The 1314-nt window shown below is 52.5% G+C and carries 1 protein-coding gene and 1 pseudogene; both read right to left on the bottom strand.

Annotated features, from left to right (window positions below; all coding sequences use genetic code 11):
* Window positions 1-35: 35 nt before the first annotated feature.
* Entirely contained in the window at window positions 36-890 is an 855-nt protein-coding gene (locus tag NFR99_RS15235; protein ID WP_160216428.1) for an ATP-binding protein, read from the bottom strand.
* Between the two features lie 62 nt (window positions 891-952).
* Window positions 953-1314, bottom strand: a pseudogene (locus NFR99_RS15240) (replication initiator protein A); the annotation flags it as partial.

The raw sequence follows: 1314 nt of genomic DNA on the forward strand, positions 1-1314 counted from the left end.
GGCGGTGGTGGCGGTGCTTTTCTTGGGCGTGTCGGTCATAGGCAAATCTCCTTTCCGTTCAGCAGCTTTTTAAGGCGTTCCATTTTCTCCCTTGCTCTGGCTTTCCTGAAATTCCCCCCGGTAATGCAGACGGGGGTACACATTTCCGTAAGGCGGTCATAAATGCGGGCGTGGGCGGTGTCCTCCGGGTTCTGCAATTCTTCCAGCGTCAAATTTGTTGTCACGATTAAGGGCTTGCCGCTTCGGTATCGGCTGTCTATCACGTTGTAAACCTGTTCAAGCCCGTATTCCGTGCCACGCTCCATGCCGAAATCGTCAAGGATAAGCAGAGGGAAGCTGCAAAGGCGGGCTATGTACTCGTTCCTGTCCTTATAGCTGGCGGCAAGGTCGTTGAGTATCAAGGCAAAGTTTGTCATGCACACGGAAACCTCTTTCTCCATGAGGGCGTTGGCGATACACCCGGCGAAATAGCTTTTGCCTGTGCCTACCATGCCCCATAACAGATAACCGATATTCCCGGCTTTCATTTCCTCCCAACACTCCACATAAGCATGGGCTTTGTGCATTTGGGGGCATTTCCCGTTGTCGTTTTCAAACGTCCATTCCCGCATAGCCGGGTCTGTAAATCCCTTTCGTTTCAGCCGTTCCACTTCCTCCCGGTGCTTATATTCCCGGTGGCTGGCTTCCAGCGTTTCCCGGCGTTTTCTCTGGCAGTCACATTCTTTGGGGTGGCGGTCACGTCCAAAAAAGGTCTTGCCCTCCGGGAAGTAGGCTTCTTTGGGCTGGCGGCAGCTCGCGCAATATAAAAGCCCGTCCTCCCCAATATAGTCCTCCAGCTCTGCTTCCTGTGCCGTGGCAAGCCGGAAAATGGCGTTATCGTAATCACTCATAAAATCGTCCTCCTTGTTCATGGTCTTTTACGCCCTGTTTACGGGGCGTTGTGTCTATGCGGTCAAAGGCTTTCGCCCTCCTTGTAGGAATAATCGGGGATTCCTTTCTTTCCTGTGCCTTTCCTGTCACGTTTTGCCCACATACGGACAGCGGCGGCATGGTTGGCGTACACTTTCCCGTAGACGGCTATGTACTCGCTCAATTCCTCAATGAACCGTTCCAGCCTGTCCGGGTATTCCCCTTTCAGCTCCGCATACTCGGATTCGGAGAGGAAAAGGTTTTTATATCTGCCAAAGGGTGCGGGCTGCTCCCCACTCACTCCTTTTCGTTGGTTCTCTTTTAGTTGGTTTATAGTAAGTTGGTTAGGGGTCGGTTTTCCGTCCAACGCAAAGGTCGGTTTTCCGTCCTTATGAGGGTCGCTTT

It is taken from the genome of Hominisplanchenecus murintestinalis (assembly GCF_943193015.1).
GTDB classification, from domain to species: domain Bacteria; phylum Bacillota; class Clostridia; order Lachnospirales; family Lachnospiraceae; genus Hominisplanchenecus_A; species Hominisplanchenecus_A murintestinalis.